Raw genomic sequence first — 6,821 nt, 5'->3', positions numbered from 1 at the left:
GAACCGCATCCATGCAAGCTTTATTGTAAATGACGTAGATCCAAGAAGTGTGGATTCTATGAATGAATTAGTTGGGATAATGCTATTATTTTTCCTTTTTTGTATCGGTAATTGGTCTGTTACCTGTCTAATGGGGGGAGAGGGGCGATTTAAGGATATCGTAACTTCAGTAGGATATGCTTTATTACCACTCATATTAACTTTTGTACCTGCTACGTTAATTTCACAATTTGTAGCAGCAGACGAGGATGCATTTTATTACCTGATTCTTGTTTTTGGGGTTGCATGGACATCTATTTTAATACTTATGGGGATTATGATCATTCACAATTATTCCTTAGCCAAAACTTTAGTAACTTTACTATTAACCTTTTGTGCTATGTTAATTATCATCTTTATCATAATGATGCTTTTTGATTTACTATCTCAAGTATATGGTTTCTTTCGGAATGTGTACATTGAACTACAAAATCGAGGCTAGGAGGACATAAGACATGAAGTTGTTAAAGAAATTACTTCTTTCGTGCTTAGCGGTACTCCTGGTTGGAGTTATCGGCTATTGCGTTTATTACCTGTTTCATTATGTGCTATACGATGATTATAAGGACTGTTTATTAGAATATTCCTATGAAGAGGGAAAAGAATTCATACCGTTACCAGAAAAATGTCCAGCAGTAGATGGCATGGTACTTGGAGCAGAAAATACAAATTTAAAATTATATGTAAATCAACGTTCTGGTGAAATAGCAATTTATGATAAGAGAAATGGGGAAATCGCTTATAGTAATCCACGTTTTGCTGATCAAGATACTTTAGCAAATGAAGTAAATAAGAACATACTGAAATCGCAATTGTTTGTAGAATATTTTAATAACAATCAAGCACTTAGTAACTTTAATTCCTATGAGCATTCCACATTGTTAAACCAGATTACAATCGAAGCCATAAAGGATGGTTTCCGCTTTATTTATAAGATTGGTGATGCGAAAAGCAAAACTGGAATTGTACCAATGTATATAAAAAGTGAACGCTTAGAATCCTTCCTTGAAAAATTAGATGAAAAAGATGCAAAGTATGTTAGAAAACGTTATAAGGAATCAAAAGATTACAGCGGTTACTTAGAATTAGCATTTGATATTAATGCTGCAATGGCTACTTTAAATAAAATCGAATCGTACTTAATTTTAGCAGGTTATACGGAAGAAGATTTTATGACTGATATGTCGGTTGCAGAAGGGGATGTTGAATTTCCTATTTCTTTTACAATACCGTTAGAATACCGATTGGTGGAAGATGGTATCGAAGCAACAGTTAACACCTCACAAATTGAAGAATATGGCGACGGAAAACTTTATCGGATTCAATTGCTACGTTATTTTGCAGCTGGGGGAATGGAGGAATCAGGTTATCTTGTACTGCCAAATGGTTCTGGCTCCTTAATTTATTTTAATAACGGGAAAGTTAATGCAGCCGATTACTCCCAATTTGTTTATGGAATTGATCCATTGGTTGCTGATATTGCAGTGGTAGAAAACACAGAACCTGCAAGATTACCTTTGTTTGGTATTCAAAAAGAGAATTATGGGGTATTCGCTACGATTGAATCAGGAGATTCTCTTGCGAATATTTCTGCAAGTATTTCAGGAGTACGTAACTCGTATAATAATGCTTATGTATCCTTCCCTGTTAGAGGATATGAAGTAGTCGCTATCGGTGGTAATACAGGAAATGATACGATGATGCCCATCATTGAGCCAAAGATGATGAAGCAGGATTTCACTGTCCGCTATACGATGTTAACGAAAGAATACGATGGATATTCTGGTATGGCAAACTATTATAGAGAGCGTTTAATATCAGAAGGAAAACTAACCAAACACGCAGGAAATACTGACCTTAATTTTTATATGGATGTGATTGGCGGAGTAAAGCGTACCAATTTCTTTTTAGGAACTCAGTACCGTGAGATTTATAAGGCGACGACGTATGAAGAGGCCAATACCATAGTAAAAGACTTAAATCAAAAAGGTGTCAATAAAATCATCCTGAATTATCAAGGGACATTTAATGGAGGTTACTTCCATGATGTCACGGATAAATTTAAATTAATAAAAAAACTTGGTAGCGAAAAAGAATTAGAAGCTTTATCAAAAGCATTAGAGGAAAATGGAGGAAAACTTTATTCGGATGTCGCATTACAAAAGGTTACTTGGATCAGTAAGCGTTATAAACATAAAGTTGAAAATGTTTACTATTTCGGTAGCGCTATGGAAGGAATCTTTGGCCAAGTAAACCCAACGACACTGATTCAGTTATCCTCTCTTGGATATCCTGAGACTATTTATAATCTGGTTTCACCAAAATTTTTACCTCGTTATGTGAATGGTTTATCAAAAGGAATCAAAGATATTGATATTACTGGAATCTCATTACGTGATTTAGGAGAGGTTCTTACTTCGGATAAGAAAAGAACGAATTTTATCAATCGTGAGGAAGCGAAACAAGTAGTGGAAGCGCAGTTTGAAACCCTGAAAAAGACAGGAAAACAGATGATGGTAAACGGGGGTAATTTTTATTCCCTACCTTATGTATCTGATGTTTTAAATGCATCACTTAGATCGAATGGTTTCTTTCTCATGGATGAAGAGATACCACTATACCAGATGATTTTCCATGGTTGTATCGATTATTGTGGTAGTTCTATTAATCTGATGGATACCAGCGATAAGAGTGATGTGATCTTAAAATTAATTGAATATGGAGCAGCACCTCATTTTACGTTTACCTATCAAAGCTCATCAGAACTCAAATATACCGGCCTTAATAGCAAATATAGCACGACTTATAAAAACTGGAAGGAGGATGCCATCACTTTATATACTGAAGTTAACAGTGTCCTAAAGAATGTAACTGGAGCAACGATGAAAAAACATGAGATTTTGGATACTGGTGTAAGAAAAATAACATACGACAATGGTGTTATCATCTATGTAAATACAACTACTAGCGCATATAAGACAGATGGCATAATAATCCCTGCAAAGGGGTATGAAATGGAGGGGACGAACGAATGAAGAAACGAAGAAAATTAACACTCAGTCGTAAAAGAGCTATTGTAGGCTTACTCTTCATCTCTCCATGGTTAATTGGTTTTATCATTTTCTACTTAAGAAGTTTGATTATGACCATTCGTTTTGGTATGTCGGTGGCAACCATTGAAGATGGTGGTGTTGGATATACGTTAACCTATACTGGCTTAGCAAATTTCAAAGAATTATTTACTTCACATCCGACCTTTAAACAAGTACTTACTTCTTCCATGCTTGATATGGTAGTGGATATTCCGTTAATTATCTTTTTTAGCATTTTTGTTGCACTTTTATTAAACAAAAAATTCAAGGGAAGAACGTTTGTAAGAGCAGTCCTTTTCCTGCCAGTCATCTTAAATTCGGAAGCAATACAACAAGCCATAGCATTATCGACGCAATTAATAGGTGGTGGAATAGCTTCTGCACCAGATGAAATTATAAGTGCTACCTCTACAGGAGTGAATATCGATTACTATCTTAATCTATTTCGCGATATAGCAATACCTGATGCTGTTTTTGAATATATCATTGGAGCAGCATCTCGGATTAGTAGTATTATCACTGCCTCAGGAGTTCAGATCATTATCTTTATTGCAGCCTTACAAGCAGTTCCAAGTTCACTGTATGAAGTAGCTAAAATTGAGGGTGCCACTGGTTATGAAACATTCTGGAAGGTAACCTTCCCGATGATAATGCCTTTGATATTAACGAATATCGTTTATACCGTCGTTGATAACTTTGCAAACAGTGATGTTGTGCAATTATCTTATACTACAATCTTTATGAACAAAAATTATGGTCTAGGTTCCTTAATGAGCTTAATTAGTATGATTGTTGTATGTTTATTCCTTGTTATTGTCTGTGGAACGATATCAAAGAAGACATTTTATTATAACTAGAAAGGAGAGCATAATGGATCTCATACAAAGTTGTAAAATTGAAATTGAAAAAATAAAAAGTGATAAGCAGTTTGAGAATAATAGAAAAAAATACATAAGGAAATCCAAAGAAGCTCTTTTCTGGTTGTTCCGATTGATTATATTAGTAGGAATCTGCTATGTCATTTTGGGTCCACTGATCGGTATTGTGAGTAGTTCGTTTTTTTCGGACTCAGACTTTGCGAATAAATTAGTCTATATCATACCTCAAAATCCAACGCTTGAGCGTTATCGCCTCGCATCGTTACGTCTGGATTATATTAAGACGCTAGGAAATTCTCTAGCGTACGTGCTTAGTCTTATGGTTATTCAAGTAGTGATATGCTCTATGGTTGGATATGGCTTTGCAAGATTTAATTTTCCTTTCAAAAAGTTATTATTCGGGTTTGTTATTGTAATGATTGTCATACCAACACATACGGTTATCTTACCGATTTATGTGACCTTTCAAAAATTTAATCCACTTGGCTTGTTTTCTTTGCTAACTGGGAAGGTACCAAATTACCTGGGAACAGTAAAACCAATGTTTATTATGTCGTTATTTGGATGTGGTTTAAGATCTGGGCTATACATCTATATTTTTACTCAATTTTTCCGAGGACTGCCGAAGGAAATTGAAGAAGCAGCTTTTGTAGATGGAGCTGGTATGTGGTATACCTATTTTCGCATCATGTTAGTGAATGCAATCCCATCCGTTTTAACAGTAGCAATATTTTCTTTGGTATGGCAGTATAATGACACTTTTTTTGGTAACTTATTTAACATTAGCCCCAACATAGTGATTAGTAGAAAGATAACAACATTGCAACAAACCATAGCGAATGTAGATCGAATAATGACCCCAGCGATAGCAAGGTTATATCTATATGCTGGAATTGTATTAGTTATCTTACCGGTAATTATCGTTTATGTATTATTACAAAAGCGATTTATTGAAGGTGTGGAACGAAGCGGTATAGTTGGTTAACCGTTTGTATAAAAGTGAGAAAGGGGTTGATTGTCTTATGGTATAATCCGCAGGGGTATGGTTTATACCAGCATATGAATTCTTACAGTAACAAGATTTACTGTAAGAAAATGATCTATATATAAGGAGGAGTAGTATGTTTAAGAAGAAAAGGTTTTTAGCTATTTTTCTGGTATTCGTTATGATTTTCTCCATCTCTGCTTGTAGTAAAAAGGGAGATAAGCCTACAGATGGTGATCAAGTAACCGTAGCACCTACTGCTACCGTAGCACCAACAGCTACACCAGTGAAAGAGCCTTTTGTTGGTATTGATTTTGAAGATAGTAATTATGGATTTATTGAATTAAATACAGCTCCTGGTAATGCAGATAAATCGATATTATCCGTTGTAGATTTAGGTGGTTCCAAACAGCTTAAGGTGGAATTACAAGAGGATAAAGTTCCTTACATAGCAATTGATACTTCAAGTTTACTTGGGAGTAAGATAGCAGATGTACGTTCGATTGAAATGGATGTAACCGTTGCTTATAAGGATGGAAAATTCCGCGCTGTATCTGGTTTTATCTATGCATATAGCGGAACAGATAGGAAAGAATCCAAAGATCCTTGGTCCGTTTATCTTGAGACAAAGAATCCTAATAAGGCAGTCGGTACTTTAGATAAAGAGGCGCAGTATTTTGTAGCTGGAGCTAAAAACTTATTCGTCCTTACAAAAGAAACCGACAATGGAAAAGATCAAGGCTTTGGTTCTGCTGATCTTTATATAGATAATATCGTAATCCGTGATGCTAACGGTAATGCTATGGCAGTTGACACTACGGTATCCTTTGATAAGCCAGATGGATTCGGTGAATTAGATTGGTCGAACTTAACAAAAGTAAAAGATGCAGTTGAAATTGAAGGATTTAATGTAAGTAGTGATGCTTGGTCTCAGGCTGGTGTTAATACCACAACAAATTTAGGAACTTTTGACGCATCCTTAATTAAGCCAGGTTGTATTATCACTATAAACTATACCTCGGAAGGTAGTGTTTGGTTAGTAGCAGTTCCTGGAGAAGGTGCACCTTTTGGTTGGACTAGAATTCAGCAGCAGACAGCAGTTAAGAATGATAGCAATTCAATATGCCAAATTACATATGATCAAATCGTGGAAGCTCTTGGAACCGAAGATTTTGCAAGTTCACTTGCTATCTTACAGGGTGAAGGTGATACAGCATGGTCAATTAAGTCGGTAACCATTGGTTATGAAGCAAAACAACTTCCTACAACCATGAATGATGCCTCGATTGAAGGCTTTGAGGTAAAAGCGAATGAATGGACTCAGGACGGTGTTAGTACAACTTTAGACGGAGGTACTTTTGATGCTTCCTTATTAAAACCAGGTTCTGTAGTTACAATTAATTATAAATCTGATGGTGATGTTTGGTTAGTAGCAGTACCAGGCGAAGGCGCACCATATGGTTGGACCAGAATCGCACAAGGAGCAGCAGCGAAAAATGATGAGAATAATAAGTGCCAGATCACTTACGAACAGATTGTAGAAGCGCTTGGAACCGAAGATTTTGCTAGTACTTTAGGTAAACTTCAATGTGAAAGTGATCAACCTTGGGAAGTATATAGTGTTACCATTGGTGAATTCGCTCCTCCTATGGTAAAGGTAAAAGATGAAGTAGCAATTGAAGGCTTTGGAGTGAAAGCAGACGCATGGGCTCAAGCAGGCGTTAATACAGCCATCGACGGTGGAACCTTTGATGCTTCTCTCTTAAAATCAGGTTGTATAGTAACAATTAGTTACAAATCATCAGGCAATGTTTGGCTAGTAGCAGT

General features: G+C 35.9%; 5 protein-coding genes. All 5 read left to right on the top strand.

Translation table 11 applies throughout. From position 1 onward, the window contains the following. Positions 1-481: YIP1 family protein (locus RTP52_RS11785; RefSeq protein ID WP_312371510.1), on the top strand; the 481-nt coding region annotated here is incomplete at its 5' end. Positions 482-494: 13 nt separating this feature from the next. Next, positions 495-3,074: a DUF5696 domain-containing protein gene (locus RTP52_RS11780; protein ID WP_312371508.1), complete on the top strand. Its 2,580-nt coding sequence runs from the start codon at positions 495-497 to the stop codon at positions 3,072-3,074. Further along, positions 3,071-3,988: a carbohydrate ABC transporter permease gene (locus RTP52_RS11775; RefSeq protein ID WP_312104674.1), complete on the top strand. Its 918-nt coding sequence runs from the start codon at positions 3,071-3,073 to the stop codon at positions 3,986-3,988. Before RTP52_RS11780 ends, RTP52_RS11775 begins: the two co-directional genes overlap by 4 nt. A gap of 13 nt (positions 3,989-4,001) precedes the next feature. Further along, a complete protein-coding gene (locus tag RTP52_RS11770; RefSeq protein ID WP_312104671.1) occupies positions 4,002-4,994 on the top strand; it encodes a carbohydrate ABC transporter permease in 993 nt (330 codons plus the stop codon). Between the two features lie 136 nt (positions 4,995-5,130). Next, a partial coding sequence (locus RTP52_RS11765) for a hypothetical protein (RefSeq protein WP_312371504.1) occupies positions 5,131-6,821 on the top strand: 1,691 nt, incomplete at its 3' end.

The organism is Lachnoclostridium sp. (assembly GCF_031997925.1).
Taxonomy (GTDB): Bacteria; Bacillota; Clostridia; order Lachnospirales; family Lachnospiraceae; genus Lachnoclostridium.
This window is presented reverse-complemented; position numbering and strand designations above follow the sequence as displayed.

Coding starts and splice junctions, on each gene's coding strand:
- RTP52_RS11780 (WP_312371508.1), top strand. CDS start 495: ATGAAGTTGTTAAAGAAATTACTTCTTTCGTGCTTAGCGGTACTCCTG.
- RTP52_RS11770 (WP_312104671.1), top strand. CDS start 4,002: ATGGATCTCATACAAAGTTGTAAAATTGAAATTGAAAAAATAAAAAGT.
- RTP52_RS11775 (WP_312104674.1), top strand. CDS start 3,071: ATGAAGAAACGAAGAAAATTAACACTCAGTCGTAAAAGAGCTATTGTA.